Annotated in this window: 11 protein-coding genes; all 11 read left to right on the top strand. The window is 69.8% G+C overall.

What is annotated here, in order from left to right:
* Nucleotides 1-452 precede the first annotated feature (452 nt).
* The 11 genes from ACFQSB_RS33310 to ACFQSB_RS33360 all read left to right on the top strand — a co-directional run bounded on the left by ACFQSB_RS33310 (nt 453) and on the right by ACFQSB_RS33360 (nt 14,173).
* On the top strand, nt 453-704 hold the full coding sequence (locus ACFQSB_RS33310; protein ID WP_380830799.1) for an acyl carrier protein: 252 nt from the start codon (nt 453-455) through the stop codon (nt 702-704).
* A 20-nt stretch (nt 705-724) separates the two neighbouring features.
* Nucleotides 725-2,293, top strand: coding sequence for an AMP-binding protein (locus tag ACFQSB_RS33315; RefSeq protein ID WP_380830800.1), 1,569 nt, complete (start codon nt 725-727; stop codon nt 2,291-2,293).
* Nucleotides 2,293-3,465, top strand: a complete 1,173-nt coding sequence (locus ACFQSB_RS33320) for an aminotransferase class I/II-fold pyridoxal phosphate-dependent enzyme (protein WP_380830801.1) — start codon at nt 2,293-2,295, stop codon at nt 3,463-3,465. The genes ACFQSB_RS33315 and ACFQSB_RS33320 overlap by 1 nt, the downstream gene beginning before the upstream one ends.
* 8 nt (nt 3,466-3,473) lie before the next feature.
* Nucleotides 3,474-3,797: an acyl carrier protein gene (locus tag ACFQSB_RS33325; RefSeq protein WP_380830802.1), complete on the top strand. Its 324-nt coding sequence runs from the start codon at nt 3,474-3,476 to the stop codon at nt 3,795-3,797.
* Nucleotides 3,798-3,851: 54 nt separating this feature from the next.
* Nucleotides 3,852-4,901: a MupA/Atu3671 family FMN-dependent luciferase-like monooxygenase gene (locus tag ACFQSB_RS33330; RefSeq protein ID WP_380830803.1), complete on the top strand. Its 1,050-nt coding sequence runs from the start codon at nt 3,852-3,854 to the stop codon at nt 4,899-4,901.
* Nucleotides 4,898-5,716 carry a methyltransferase domain-containing protein gene (locus tag ACFQSB_RS33335; RefSeq protein WP_380830804.1) on the top strand — a complete coding sequence of 273 codons (819 nt, stop codon included), beginning with the start codon at nt 4,898-4,900 and terminating at the stop codon, nt 5,714-5,716. Before ACFQSB_RS33330 ends, ACFQSB_RS33335 begins: the two co-directional genes overlap by 4 nt.
* Nucleotides 5,717-5,740: 24 nt before the next feature.
* Entirely contained in the window at nt 5,741-7,576 is a 1,836-nt protein-coding gene (locus ACFQSB_RS33340; protein WP_380830805.1) for an ABC transporter ATP-binding protein, read from the top strand.
* 85 nt (nt 7,577-7,661) lie between these two features.
* Nucleotides 7,662-9,401 (top strand): ABC transporter ATP-binding protein, encoded by a 1,740-nt coding sequence (locus ACFQSB_RS33345; protein ID WP_380830806.1) that lies wholly within the window; start codon nt 7,662-7,664, stop codon nt 9,399-9,401.
* 103 nt (nt 9,402-9,504) lie between these two features.
* Entirely contained in the window at nt 9,505-10,392 is an 888-nt protein-coding gene (locus ACFQSB_RS33350) for a transglutaminase domain-containing protein (protein WP_380830807.1), read from the top strand.
* A gap of 50 nt (nt 10,393-10,442) precedes the next feature.
* Nucleotides 10,443-11,525, top strand: coding sequence for a MupA/Atu3671 family FMN-dependent luciferase-like monooxygenase (locus ACFQSB_RS33355; RefSeq protein ID WP_380830808.1), 1,083 nt, complete (start codon nt 10,443-10,445; stop codon nt 11,523-11,525).
* 20 nt (nt 11,526-11,545) lie between these two features.
* Nucleotides 11,546-14,173, top strand: a complete 2,628-nt coding sequence (locus tag ACFQSB_RS33360; protein WP_380830809.1) for a beta-ketoacyl synthase N-terminal-like domain-containing protein — start codon at nt 11,546-11,548, stop codon at nt 14,171-14,173.
* The last annotated feature ends 78 nt before the right edge of the window (nt 14,174-14,251 follow it).

A 14,251-nucleotide genomic window follows, 5' to 3' on the forward strand; every position in this document is an offset into this window, starting at 1 on the left:
GTACCGCGACGTGTGGATGGCGACGGGGATGTCGAATCGTTTGAGACATCGAATGTTGACATGCACCTAATGTCGCAGTCAAGGGATGTATTCGCCTCGGCCGAGGACCGACGTATGCTCCGCGGTTCGGAGGTTTGCCGTCCGTTGTGCAACCGTCCAATCCGTTCACTTGAACACAAGCATCGGCCGGGGCGCGCCGGCGGCGGGCCCGAGAGGAGCCGTACGCGATCGCGCGGCCGTGACCTGCGACGACACGCCACATCGTGGCGGCATGCGAGAACCACTCCGGCGAGTTCAGATTACCGATTCGCCGGACCGGACGTGATCCGGAGCCTTGACGCGAGCCGTTACGAGAGCAAGGATGATAAATCACTGGCGAATCGTTTCAATCGGTCGCGCGCCGCACCTGCAATCCTGCCTCAGTCACCTAACAGCACCTCGGGAGGGGCGGTATGCCTGAACGTGAACAAATCATCAAGACCGTGACCGCTCATCTGTCCGGAATTCTTCCCGGCATGAGCGTCGAGAATCCTGATATCGACAAGGATCTACGCGACTTCGCCGAGTACGACTCACTGAGCATTCTGGAAGTCCTGGTATGGCTGGAATCCGAATTCTCGTTGTCCATTCCGGACGAGGAGTTGATAGTCGACAATTTCAGCTCGGTCGGAAAGATGGTTGACTATGTCATCGCCCACCGGTAGCCGCTGCATCGGACTGGATGATGAGCATCTTCACTCTCGGCGATCTCCTCGCCCACCGGGCCGTGACGAGAGCGACGGACACGGCGGTCGAAGTCGGCGAGGCGACGATCACGTACCGGCGGTTGCACGAATCGGCCTGTGACTTCAGCCGTCGGCTCGTCCAACGTGGCATCAGGCCGGGCGATCGCGTCGCGATCCACCTGCCGCGCTCGTTCGAGATGCTCGCCTGTTTCTTCGGGGTGACGCGCTTCGGCGCGGTCGCGGTCATCGTCAACAGTTCGCTGCGTGAGCGCCAGATCGAGCACATCATTCAGCACAGTGGCGCGCGGCTCGTGGTGACCGACACGCGGCTGAGGAGCCGGATGAGTCCCACCCTCCAGCGCCCCACCCTCCTGGTGGATGAGGCGGTGACCGCGGAGAGCCGGTCGGCGGAGGCGTCGAGTCGTCCCATCGGACGAGATCTGGCCGCCTTGATCTATACCTCAGGGTCGACAGGTCTCCCCAAAGGTGTGATGGTCACCCACGCCAACCTCATCGCCGGTGCCCGCATCGTGGCCGACTACCTCGGCCTCACTCCGGCCGACCGGACCCTGGCCTTGCTCCCCTGGAGCTTTGACGCCGGCCTGAACCAGCCCTTGGCCACCTTCTGGGCGGGCGGAACACTGGTCATCGACGGCTCGCCGTTCGCCCCGCATCTGTGCCGCACGCTCAAGGCCGCGCGGATCACCGGGCTGGCCGGAGTGCCCCCGTTGTGGGAGATGCTGGTCAGGCCGCCCTCTCCGTTCCTCCGCATGGAGTTGCCGGATCTGCGATACCTCACCAACACAGGCGGGCACCTCCGTCCGGAGACACTGGCCAGGATCCGGGCCGCCCACCCTCGGACATCGGTCTACCTCATGTACGGCCTGACCGAGGCGTTCCGCTCCACCTACCTGCCGCCCGAGCTGATCGACGCCCGCCCCGGCTCCATGGGGCGCGCCATTCCCGACACCGAGATCCTGGTGCTCGACGAGGCGGGCCGGCCCTGCGCACCCGGCGAAACAGGCGAACTCGTCCATCGGGGCCCCACCGTGGCCGCCGGCTACTGGAAGGACCCGGAGGCCACCGCGAAGGTCTTCCGGCCCCATCCCTTCGCCGTCCGCGGCTCGGCCCCCGAATACGTGGTGTATTCAGGCGACTACGTACGCAGGGATGAGGAAGGATTCCTCTATTACGTCGGCCGGCGCGACGAGCAGTTCAAGTCTCGTGGATTCCGGGTGAACCCGATGGAGATCGAGGCCGGACTGCTCGCCTCCGGACTCGTGGCGGAGGCCGTGGTCTTCCCCGACGGGCAGGTCGGAGACGACACCAGGATCACCGCCGTGGTGGTGCCCAATGACCCCGAATCGTTCACGGTCGAGGTCCTCGACTCCTACTGTCGTTCGGCGCTGCCGGTCCACCAGCACCCGCACCGGTTCGCCGTCCTCGACAGGCTGCCCCGCTCGAGCTCGGGCAAGGTGGACCGGATGGCGGCCAGGGCGAACGCGGCCGCCCATACCCCGGTCGGACCGGCCCAAGGACCGCACCCGCCGGACGGAGGGGCGCCCTAGTGCCGGCCGACGAGGAGGAACGCCTCGCTCAGCCGCTGGAACGCTTCGCGCGACTCCATGCCGAGACCGTGCGGCGATCGGGACGACGGCTGCTCGACCTTTCCTACCCCAACCCCCGCGTCGACCGGGACACCCGCGCCTACGACCTGTTGCGCGGGCTGGTGCCGCTCGTCCCCCAACAGGACTTGCAGTACACGCCTCTCGGAGGAGGGACGATCGTCCGGCGCAGGGTCGCCTCATCCTTGGCGCGCCGGCTCGGCGTACCCCTCGGCCACCGCGACGTGCTCCTCACCCCCGGCGCCACCGCCGCACTGATCGTGGCCCTGACAGCGCTGTTCCGGCCCGGTGACGAGGTGCTGATCGTGACGCCCTGCTGGATGGACTACCCGCTCTACCTGCACCGGCTGGGGGCGAAGATCACGCTGGTGCCGTCCGGCTCCGACAAACGCATCCCCGTGGAGCGGGTGGCGGCTTCGATCGGGCCGCGGACGGCCGGCCTGATCCTCGGTCAACCGGCCTGCCCCACCGGCGTGGTGCACACCGCCGCGGAACTGGCGATGCTCGCCGACGTACTGCGCGCGGCGGCCGCCCGCTTCGGCCGGCACGCGGTGCTCGTGAGCGACGAAGCACATCGTGATCAGGTCTGGGGCGATGCGGAGTTCACCAGTCCGATGCGGCTGTATCCGCACACGGTGAGTGTGTACTCCTTCGGAAAGGCATGGTCCCTCCAGGGCCAGCGCACCGGTTATCTGGCGTTGAGTCCCAGCATGTGCCACCACGACGACGTGGCGGTCCGGGCGGAGCGAGCCATGCGCTCCACGGGGACCTGCGCCCCCACGGCGCTCATGCAGCGGCTGATTCCGCAGATCGTGGATCTGGAACCGGACCAGGGATCACTGCGCCGGGATCAGACCCGGATCCGTGCCGAGTTGGAGCGACTCGGCTACCGCATCGTGGCCGGGCAGGCCACCGCGTTCGTGTACATCCACTGCCCCGACGGAATCGGCGACTGGGAGTTCGCGACCAGACTCGCCGGCCAGAACCTCCTCGCCATGCCGTCGGAGGTCTTCCACGACGCCGGACACGTCCGACTCGCCCTGAATGTGGACGCCGAACGCTTCCCTGAGATCGGCCGGCGACTGTTGGCCGCGGCCCCTCCCCCAAGCCCGTAGGAGAAGATGTGAACACCGTGAGCCACGCGGGCCGGTCAGTGACGGACCGGCTGGAGGAGTTCGTGAGGGAACTCGGCCGCGTCGCCGAGGATGACGGCGACTTCAACCGGCAGGTGCACCTCTTCCAAGCCGGCTACCTGGACTCCCTCGGTGTGGAGTCGCTCATCGTGTTCATCGAGGACGAATTCGACATCGAGCTGAGCGACGAGTCCTTGAACAGTCCGGGCTTCTCCACCATCGACGGGATCAGCGCGATCATCGACGCCGAGCTGCGAGCGAAGGGAGGCGCTCATGCCCGCGAGCCGCGAACCGTACGGGGAGAACAGCAGTAGGACCGCCGACGGCGCGCGGCCGGCTCACCGGCCCGAGGAAAGAGTTCTGGTCCCGTGGATCTGAGTCTTTTTTATTTCTCGAACGATGCCCAGCTGCCGGCCGAGGACCGCTACCGCCTCGTGCTCGAAGGCGCCCGCTTCGGCGATGCCCGCGGATTCACTGCCGTTTGGACGCCAGAGCGGCATTTCCATCGGTTCGGTGGCATCTATCCGAACCCCGCGGTCACCAGCGCCGCGCTGGCGAGCGTCACCGGCCGCATTGACATCCGCGCGGGCAGCGTGGTGGCTCCGTTGCACCACGTTTCGCGGATCGCCGATGACTGGGCCGCGGTGGACGCCCTGGCCGGGGGCCGGGTCGGGCTGTCCCTGGCCTCCGGTTGGCACAAGGGCGACTTCGTGCTCCGACCCGACGCCTACCAGGACCGCCAGCGCGCGACCGTGGAGTACGCCGACAGGCTGCGCCGGCTGTGGCGGCAGGCCCGGCCGTCCCGAGGCGACCTTCCGATGTGGTTCTCCACCGGAGGAAGCCCAGGGACGCTCAAGGCCGCGGCCCACGCCGGAGTGGGGGTCCTCACCCATCTGGCGAATCAGAGCGCCGCGGAGCTCGCTGCCCGTATTGCCGAGTATCGCGCCATGTACGCGGCGTGCGGGCACCGCGGCCGCGGGCACGTCGTGCTGATGCTCCACACCTATCTCGACGAGGATCTCGCGGCGGCCGAGGAACAGGTGCGGGATCCTCTCGAGCGCTACCTGATGAGCGCGCTGGGGCTGTTCCACGGCGACACCACCTCACAGGGCCGGCCGCGGGGTGAGGCCAGGGCCAGGCTCGCCGTCCGACCCGCCTACGAGCGTTACGTCCGGCAGGGCGCCGGGCTCTTCGGCTCGGTGGACCAGGCGGTTTCCACCGTGCGCGGCTACCAGGAAATGGGGGTGGACGAGATCGCCTGCCTCATCGACTTCGGCGTCCCGGTGCGGCACGTGCTGCGTGGCCTCGAGTACCTCGACGAACTGCGCCTGCGGGTGGCCGGCTTGACGACGTCGTCCGCGCGGCCGGCCAACGGATACCGGGGAACGGGCGTCCTTCGGACAGAGGAGGGTCATTGACCCCGCGAACGCCCAGCGCGGATCTGCGTGCTTTCGCCGATGTGGACCTGGCCGCCGATCCGGCGGCGCTGGTCCGGGCACTGGACGTCGGAAAGGCGTCGCCCGGAATGCGCGCGGTCGGCGACATGATCATGCGGCAGCTCCGGCTCGACGACGCTCGATCCGTGATCGACATCGGCTGCGGCCCCGGAATCGACATCCTCACGATGGCGGCACGCGTGCCCGAGGGAGTGCGCGTCGTAGGGGTCGACCACAGCCACAGCATGATCGCGGAGGCGCGTAGACGGGCGGCGGACGCGGACGCGTCGGTCTCTTTGACCGTCGCCAGTGCCACCGACCTTCCCTTCGACGACGGCGATTTCGACCGCGCCCGCATCCAGAGCCTGTTGCTGCACATCCCCGACGCGCGGCAGGCGGTCGGCGAGGTCGCGCGTGTGCTCCGGCCGGGCGGGCGGGTCGTGGCCTTCGAGTTCGACCTGGGAACGACGTTCGTTGATCACCCGGACGGCGACACCACTGCGAAGCTGCTCGCCTATGTCGCCGGCGCCTCACACCGGGGCCGGATGGGGCGCCAACTGCCCCGGCGGTTCCGGCAGGCGGGGTTCGCGGACATCACGGTGACTCCGTACGTGGTGCTCAACGACTACTCGTTCTTCGCCTCCACCATGCGGCAGCCCTTGGCCCGGTTGGTCAGAGACGGGGCGTTGGGCGCCCGCCAAGCCCTCTCATGGATGGAAGAACTCCGAAGTCTGCACGAGGCAGGTGAATATCTGGGAGGAACGACCGGATTCGTGGTCTCTGCCATTCGCGCCTGAACCGGATTCACAGAAAGACGTCGCATGCCTCCTACACTTCGAGACGATCCGGTCCGCGCGGCCCCTCGCGCCGGCGTACTGCGCAGCTTGCGCGCCCGCGAGGAATGGAAGTTCTTCGCCGTGCTACCACGCGCCTCCCGCGGGCTCTGCGCGACCTGGTGGGCACTTGTCGTGGTGCGCGGAGCGCTACCGGCCATGGCCACGGTCACCGTGGCCCACCTGGTGGGCGCCGTGGAGCACGGAGCCTCGTTGTGGTCGCCGCTGATCGCGGTCGGCGTCGTGTTCGTGACGCTTCAGGCGCTGGCCCCCCTGCACACCGAGGTAAGCGCCAATCTCGGCGACCGGCTCGCACTTTGGCTGCACGACCGCCTCCTGATCGCCACGACGGGGCCGCCGGGCATGCGGCACCTGGAGTCCAGGGAAATGGCGGACCAGCTCACCAGCGCCCGTGACTTCGACCTGGGCATCGCCGGGCCGCCGATGAACCTGACCATGGGGTTCGTGGCCGGCGGTCTGGTCGAGGCGGTGGCCGGAGTGGGGCAGGCCGCGCTGCTCGCCGCGTACGCGTGGTGGGCGCCACTGCTCGTGGGCGGAGCCTGGGCGGCGACCCACTGGCTACTGCGGGAGAGCAGCCGCTGGGACCGCCATACCGGTGAGGCGCTCGATGCGCAGCGAAGGGCCGAGTACACCTATCGGCTGGCCGTGGACGCCCCCGCGGCCAAGGAGATCCGGCTGTTCGGCCTGAGCGAATGGACCGTCGGGCAATTCAGCGCCGCCCGCCGCCATCTGGTCGACCTGCGATGGCGGGAGACCCGGCTGCGCCAGCGTCCCCTGCGCTGGGCGGTCGCCCTGCTCGTGGTCGCCAACGGCGTGACACTGTGGGCACTGGCGCGGGACGCCGCTTCCGGTGCGCTCGACCTCGGCCAGACCCTGCTGTTCGCACAGGCCGTCATCGGCTCCAGTGCGCTCGCCTTCGGCGGACTGAACTGGGCTCTTCCGCAAGCCGCGCACTCGGCGGCCACTGTGCTGGCCCTGGGACCGCAGATGGCCGACAGGGGCCGGATCGGCTCGGGAACCGTGCCGGCGGATGGCGCGGTCCGCGCCGCCATCCGTTTCCGGGACGTCGGGTTCGGCTATCCCGGGGACGGCGGGCCGGTGTTCGACGGGCTCGACCTGGAGATCCCGGCCGGCGCCTCGCTAGCGGTGGTCGGGCTCAACGGCGCGGGCAAGACCACGCTGGCCAAGCTGCTGTGCGGCCTGTACACGCCGGCGCGGGGGGCGGTGGAGATCGACGGAGCCGACCTGCGCGGGCTGGACCTGGAGTCCTGGCGGCGGCGGATCACCGCCGTGTTCCAGGACTTCATCCGCTACGAGCTGCCGCTGAGGGAGAACGTGGCCCCGTTGGGCGCGCCCGACGAAGTGATCGCCGCGGCGCTGGCCGACGCCGGAGCAGGGCAGGTGAGCGACCTGGACACCGTCCTCTCCCGCGGCTACGACGGCGGGACGGATCTTTCGGGCGGGCAGTGGCAGCGCGTCGCGGTGGCGCGCGCCCTGGCGGCGGTGCGCCAGGGCGCCGATGTCGTGGTCCTCGACGAGCCCACCGCGCAGATGGACGTCCGAGGCGAGGCGGAGATCTTCGCTCGGATCCTGCGGGCCACGCAGGGGTGCACGACGGTGCTGATCTCCCACCGGTTCTCCACCGTGCGTCATGCGGACCGCATCTGCGTCCTGGAGAAGGGCAAGGTCATCGAATTGGGCACACACGACGAGCTGATGGCACTCGACGGCCGCTACCGCGAGATGTTCGACCTGCAAGCGTCCCGTTTCGTCCATGAGGGGTCAGATGCCGTCGTCGAGTGATGCCCTTCCCCCTTCCCTGGCCTCTATCGTCCGCTCGCTGAAGACGGGATACCGCGCGGGTCCTGGGCTCATCATCGTGGCCTTCGTGACCACGGTGTCCGCCGCCGTCCCCGACGCCCTGTTCGCCCTGGGCCTGGCGGCGGTGGTGGACGGGGTCGTCACCGGTGACGAGAACCGCGTCCTGCTCGCCGCATGTCTGGTCGGCGCCCTGGCGGCCGGCAGCTGGCTCCTGGGGGTGGTGAGCGACCGCGCCAACCGGCGCTTCGCCGACCGGGCGGCCGTGGTGATCGAGTCGCACGTCGCCCGGCTCCACTCCTCCGTGGCGACACTGGAGCTCCACGAACGCCCCGACCACCAGGACCGCCTGGCGGTGCTGCGCAATCACGCGGGCGCTCTCAGCTTCCTGTACCAGCAACTGTTCGCCACCGTCGGCGCGTTCGTCCGGCTGATCCTCACGCTGATCCTGCTTCTGTCGGTACACCCCGTGCTGGGGCTGCTCGGTCTGCTGGCCGTGCCCGACGTACTCGTCACCCACAGGCGGGCGGCCGTGAAGAAGGAGGCCGAGGAGGCCACCGCCCAGGACGAACGGCTCGCCCGGCACCTGTTCGACCTGGGGACCACGCCTTTGGCGGGCAAGGAAGTCCGCGTGGCGGGAATCGGGACGTGGCTGCGCGGACGGCACAGGGACGCCTGGATGAGACGCTACGTTCCGCTGGCCAGGGCGAGATGGATCTCCGCTCTCTGCCAGTCCTCCACCCAGGCGCTGTTCGGCGCGGCCCTGGTGGGAGCCGTCGCCTGGACGGCGTTCGCCGGCCTTTCCGAGGCCGCGTCCGTCACGCTGGTCCTCACCGCGGGCAGCCGGCTGTCGCAGTACATCGCCCAGACCGTCAACCACACCCAGTTCTACCGTTCCATCTGGCTGGACGTCTCCCGCAGGCTGGCCTGGCTGGAGGACTACGCCGCGGCGGGCACCGCCACCGCCGACAGCCCGGCTCCCCGACGGCTGGCCGAGGGCATCCGGCTCGACGGCGTCGGCTTCCGGTACCCGGGCACCACGACACCGGTTCTCGACGATGTCCGCGCCTTCCTGCCGGCGGGCACAGTGGTCGCGCTCGTCGGGGAGAACGGCGCCGGCAAGTCGACCCTGGTCAAACTTCTGTGCGGCTTCTACACCCCGACATCGGGAACCATCAGTGTCGACGGCGTCGACCTGAACCGGATCCCCGCCGACCAGTGGCGGCGACGCGTGGCGGGGGCCTTCCAGGACTTCCTGCGCATCGAGTACCCGGTGCGCCAATCGGTCGGCGTGGGCGATCTGCCGCGGGCGGACGATCCGGCCGTCGTCCGGGCGGCCGTCGAGCGGGGTGGCCTGGACGACGTCGTGGCGGGCCTGGCCCACGGCATGGACACCCAGCTCGGCGCCTCCTGGAAGGACGGCGTCGACCTGTCGTACGGGCAGTGGCAGAAAGTGGCGCTCGCCCGGGGATTCATGCGGGAATCGCCCCTGCTGCTGGTCCTGGACGAGCCGACGTCCGCGCTGGACGCCGAGGTCGAGCACGCCCTCTTCGAGCGCTTCACCCAGGTGGCGAGATCGCGCGAGGACGCGGCGGAGGGCCGGATCACCATCCTGGTCTCCCATCGCTTCTCTACCGTCCGCATGGCCGACCTCATCCTCGTCGTGGACGGGGCTCGAGTGACCGAGTGCGGATCGCACGAGGATCTGATGGACCGCAGAGGCCGCTATGCGGAGCTCTACGAGATCCAGGCGGCGTCGTACCGCGCGGGATACACAACGGCCAGGGGCGGCCGGGAGGGCAGGCGGTGATGGGCGGTCCGCTCGCGGGCAGGACGGCGGTCGTGTCGGGCGGTGCGCTGTGATGACGGCTCCCGTGCCCGGGAACCCGCCCGAGGCGCATACCGGGACAGCGGTGGGCGACCTCGTCGAGCGACTCGCCCGCGTTCCCGGCCGGTACCGCAGGTTCGTGGCGACGCGCGAGGACGCCACCTGGCGGCACGGCATCGGCCCCGAAATGCTCGACGCGCTCACCTCCGCCGGAATGCCGTGCGAGCGGGTCGACGGCGCGACGCGTTACGACGAGCTCGACCTGGTCAACGTGTCCCTGTCCCTGCGGCTTCCCTCGCCCAGGCTCATGGTGATGCGCGGATGGGCGGCCGCCATCCGGGCCACGGCGCACGCGGGACCGACCACGTACACAGTGACGATCAACGCCCACTGCCGGCACAGCACGCCTGACGAGCCCTGCTCGATCGAGGCGTCCACGGAGCTGCGGGGCAACCTCGCCGTCAGCGCGCCACGGGGCGGACCGTTGACCCTGACGAGGCATGTGACCGCCGGGGAGCCGCGGGCGTACCCGGACCTGGCCCCCTTCTTCGGCCTGATCGACGGCGTACGCTTCCACCTGCTCCCGAACGGCCTGCGTGAGGACGTCGGCTTCCTGCGCGAGACGGGCCTGGCCGACTGCAGGCTCGCCGCGGCACATCTGGTGGAGGAGGCGGCATCCCGGGGGCTGCTCGCCCGCCGCTCGTTCGGCCTGTTCCTGTCGGCGCCGTACTCGATCTCCCATTCCTGGCTCGACCTGCGCCTGGACGACCGGTGGGTCTCCTTCGACCCGCTCCTGCTCAACCTGTTCACCGGATGGGGACTTCTGGCCGCCGACCAGTGGCCCGCCCATCGGTCCACCGGCGACGGCGCCTGCCGCCTGGGGGAACGGGAGTTCGTGCTGGCCACGCACAACGGAGAAGCGCTTCCCCTGTCCTTCCCCACCGAGATTCTCGACACAGAGCGCCGTCCATGACGCCGGGCACCGCGCGCGGTGCCGGTCATCACAGAGAGGAGTCCTCGCCCATGGGGCCCAACGGCGAGGGTGGCGCGGACGCCGCGCGACCGATGGAGCACGCGCTCGGCCTGTACTTCTGCTCCGCGCTGGAGGAGTGGGCCGGTGGTCCACCGGCGGAGGGCGGTCCGCGGGGAGAGGACGTCTCGGCGTACCGCCTGCTGATGGACGCGGCCGTCCTGGCCGACGAGTCAGGCCTGGACTTCGTGTGGCTTCCGGAACGGCACCGCACACCTTCCGGCGCAGGCCGTCCCAACCCCGCGGTGATCGCGGCGGCGTTGGCGGTGCGCACCCACACGGTGCGGATCCGCGCGGGCAGCGTGATGCCGCCCCTCCACGACCCGCTGCGGGTGGCGGAGGAGTGGGCCGTCGTCGACAACCTCTCGAACGGCCGCGTCGAGATCTCCACGGCGACCGACGGGAACCCGCGCGACTCCGTCACGGCTCCGGACGCGTTCGCCGAACACGCCGACCGGGCACTGCGCAACCTGCGCATCGTCCAGGACCTGTGGAGCGGCCGAGAAGTCACCAGGACCGGGCCCGACGACACCGAGTACGAGGTGCGCACCTACCCTCGGCCGGTGCAGCCCCGGCTTCCGTACTGGATCACAACTGCGGGCGACCCGGACACCTTCGCCTACGCCGGTGCGGCAGGAGCGGGGCTGCTGACCGGCTACGGGGCGTTCCCGGGCGAGCGGCTCGCCGAACTCGTCACGGTCTACCGCCACGCCTACGCCACGCACCACGAGGGCCGCGGCCGGGTGGCCGTGATGGCGCACACCACGATCGGCGACGACGGCGCGGAGATCAGAGGTCTGGCGGAGCGGCCGTTGCGTGCCTGCCTGGCCGACTGTGCGAGCCGGCAGGACGAGCCGGACGAGGCAGCACTCCGCACGAGCCTCGACCTCGCCGTCCAGCGCCACCTGCACGGCCGCTCGCTGATCGGTGACCGGTCCGAAGTCATGTCGAGGATGCGGGAGATGCACGACGCCGGGGCCGACGAGATCGCCTGCCTGGTCGACTTCGGCATGCCCCGCGAGACCGTCCTGGACACCGTCGTCGAACTCGGGCGCATCCGCAAGGACCGGCCGTAGCACACTGCGAAAGGACCATCATGCAGTTCGAGCCCCCGCACACGGCGACCGTCCCGTCCCGCGCGGCAGTCCGGTCCTACGTCCGCCAGGTCGTCGCGGGCGTCCTGGGCTTGGACCCCGGTGCGCTGGCCGGCCCGGACGCGCTGCGCGAACTGGGCATGGACTCCATCACCCGCATGAACATCACCCTCAGGTTCGAACGAGACCTCGGGGAGATGGCGCCGACCCTGATGTTCGAGCACCACACCATCGACGCGCTCGCCGACCACTTCCTCAGCACACGGCGATCTCGGCTGAGCGACCTCCTGCCGACTCAGGACGGTGCCGCCGCGAGCCGCGTGATCATGGAGGAGAAGACGGACAGACCCGTCCCGGAGCGGTCGTACGCCGAGGGGGCCATCGCGGTGGTGGCCGTCACCGGGCGCTATCCGGGAGCCCCGGACATCTCAACCCTGTGGCGCAACCTCCGAGACGGCGTCGTCAGCATCACCGAGGTACCGCCCGACCGCTGGGACTGGCGGGAACACCACGATCCCCGGCGCGGCCGGCTCCACACGACCTACGGCCGGTGGGGCGGATTCATCGAGGGCGTGGCGGACTTCGACGCGGAGTTCTTCGGCATCCTGCCGAGCGACGCGGCCGTCATCGACCCGCAGGAACGACTGTTCCTGCACACGTGCTGGGACTTACTGGAAGGGGCCGGAAGGCTGGGCGCCGCCACCCACCAGCCGGACACCGGGGTGTTCGTCGGTACGATGAGCGGCTCCTACGGCAAGCTCGGCGCCACCGAGTGGCCGCTCGGAAAGCTGGTGGGGGCGAACTCGGCTCCCTGGTCGATCGCCAATCGGGTCTCCTACGTCTTCGACTTCCACGGACCGTCGTTCGCGGTCGACTCCGCCTGCTCCTCGTCGCTCACGGCCATTCACCTGGCATGCGAGAGCCTGCGCCGGGGCGAGTGCTCCGCGGCCATCGCCGGTGGCGTCAACCTGATCCTGCACCCGGCTCATCTGGTGGGCCTGTCGGCTTCCACCATGCTGTCCTCGGACCGCTTCTGCAAGGTGTTCGACGCCGCCGCGGACGGCTTCGTACCCGGCGAAGGCGTCGGCGCCGTGCTGCTCAAGCCTCTCTCCGCGGCGCTGGCCGACGGCGATCGCGTCTGGGGAGTGATCACCGCGGGCGCGCTCAACACCGCTGGACGCACATCGGGTTTCACCGTGCCCAACCCGGCGGTTCAAGCGGACCTGGTGACCGTCGCCCTGGGCCGGGCAGGTCTGCGACCTCGCGACATCACCTACGTCGAGGCTCACGGCACCGGTACGTCGCTGGGCGACCCGCTGGAGATGGCGGCGCTCGCCCGGTCGCTGGAACCGGGACGCCCGCGGGACCAGGCCTGCGCGGTCGGCTCCCTGAAGGCGAACGTGGGACACCTGGAAGGGGCCGCGGGGATCGCCGGCCTGACGAAGGTCCTGCTGCAACTGCAGCACCGTCACATCGCCCCGTGCGCGGCACTCCACACACTGAATCCGAAGATCGCCGCCGTGGCCTCCGCACTGCATTTCCCGCGGTACGTGACGCCGTGGCGGGCGCCGGGCGAGGGTCTGCTGCGGGCCGGGGTGAGTTCTTTCGGGGCGGGCGGAGCCAACGCGCACCTCATCGTGGAGGAGTTCCGCACCGAGGCCCCGGCGACGGACGCGGCCTCGGGACAGACCCCCCACCGTGAGCACGTGGTCCTATTGTCGGCCCGTACCGGGGAGCAGTTGCGGGCACTGGCCACCGCGGTCGGTCGAGACCTCTCCCGCGCCGGCGAGGACGATCATGACGAGGACCTGCTGCGGCGCCTCGCCTACACCACGCAGGTCGGCCGTCGCGAGATGCGGGAGCGGCTCGCCGTCACCTGCTCGCGTGTCGACGAGCTGAGCGCCGCCCTGGAGGAGTTCGGGACCACGGGGCGCTCGGCCCGAGCGGTGCGCGGAACCGCCTCGAATGACGGTCAGGGCGATCCTCGGCCAGAGGACGAGGACGATCAGAACTACGTCGCCGCCCTGATGGAGAAGCTGCGGGTGGATCGGCTCGCGCGGCTGTGGGTGGAGGGCATGCCGGTGGACTGGTCCCGTTTGTGGCCCGGTCGGCCGGTCCGCCGGGTGGAACTGCCGCCCTACCCATTCGACATGAAGCGCTACTGGGCGCCCGCCGGTCCTGTACCGGCCGCCGCACCGCACCCTTCCGGCCTGACGCCCGGTACGTCCGCGGACGCCCCGCCGTTGGCGCCGCCGACGGCCGCCTCGGCGGAGATCGTCGAGGACCCCGCGGCTCCGCTCACAGGGAAGGACGCGATCACCGACCCCCTGCCTGACGCCGCCGACGAGGCCTCTTTCGAGGTGGTCGAGCAGGACCTGCGGACGGCGGCAGGCGGCTTCCTGCTGGTCGATCCCCATGAGGTCGACATCGACGCCGACCTCATGAAACTCGGCTTCGATTCCATCGCCCTCGTGCGCCTCATGGCGGAGGTCGACGAACTGTACGGCGCCGACGCGGACCCGGGGATCATCTTCGACCATCCCACGTTGCGGAGCCTGGCCCGGTACCTGATCACCGAGCATCCCGCGGCCGTCGCGGCACGGAGGTCGCGACGCGACGCCGATGGTTAGCAAGGGCCGGCGAACACCACATCCGGGCCCGGCCACCGGCAACGGTATTCATGTCTGCGCTGCCGCGTGAACCGGACC

This window comes from Sphaerisporangium rhizosphaerae (assembly GCF_042665155.1).
Lineage (GTDB): Bacteria > Actinomycetota > Actinomycetes > Streptosporangiales > Streptosporangiaceae > Sphaerisporangium > Sphaerisporangium rhizosphaerae.

What these genes read in the sequence shown, in the direction of transcription:
- ACFQSB_RS33310 (WP_380830799.1), top strand. Translation starts at nt 453, where the DNA reads ATGCCTGAACGTGAACAAATCATCAAGACCGTGACCGCTCATCTGTCC.
- ACFQSB_RS33315 (WP_380830800.1), top strand. Translation starts at nt 725, where the DNA reads ATGAGCATCTTCACTCTCGGCGATCTCCTCGCCCACCGGGCCGTGACG.
- ACFQSB_RS33340 (WP_380830805.1), top strand. Translation starts at nt 5,741, where the DNA reads ATGCCTCCTACACTTCGAGACGATCCGGTCCGCGCGGCCCCTCGCGCC.
- ACFQSB_RS33355 (WP_380830808.1), top strand. Translation starts at nt 10,443, where the DNA reads ATGGGGCCCAACGGCGAGGGTGGCGCGGACGCCGCGCGACCGATGGAG.
- ACFQSB_RS33360 (WP_380830809.1), top strand. Translation starts at nt 11,546, where the DNA reads ATGCAGTTCGAGCCCCCGCACACGGCGACCGTCCCGTCCCGCGCGGCA.